At 41.8% G+C, this 282-nt stretch carries 1 protein-coding gene; it reads left to right on the forward strand.

Going from position 1 to position 282, the window contains the following annotated elements:
• Positions 1-209, forward strand: a 209-nt coding sequence (locus AACW06_RS20365) for a hypothetical protein (RefSeq protein ID WP_238336790.1), incomplete at its 5' end; no start/stop codon positions are given.
• Between the last annotated feature and the right edge of the window lie 73 nt (positions 210-282).

Here is a 282-nt window from a genome sequence, read left to right on the forward strand (position 1 = left end):
CGATCAATCTCAGGTTGTTCAAGAATCCATTTCGACCAAGCCAACTTGCCGAAAAAACGGAACGAATTCTCAATGAAATCGTAGAGTTAACCCTAAAAACTCATCAAACACATAACGCCCAATTAAGTGGTGAACAACGCACTGACCAAGCCGCCGCATTGCACCGTAAAGCACTTTACCTGACGCATAGTAAAACTGCCACGCGTTGAGAATCCACTTGAATTGCTTGTTATGTGAATTTTACCGTGAATTCAAAGTAAACCACCGTAGAAATGAAGAGAT

It is taken from the genome of Vibrio sp. S12_S33, from assembly GCF_963889785.1.
In the GTDB taxonomy this organism is placed as follows: Bacteria; Pseudomonadota; Gammaproteobacteria; order Enterobacterales; family Vibrionaceae; genus Vibrio; species Vibrio aestuarianus.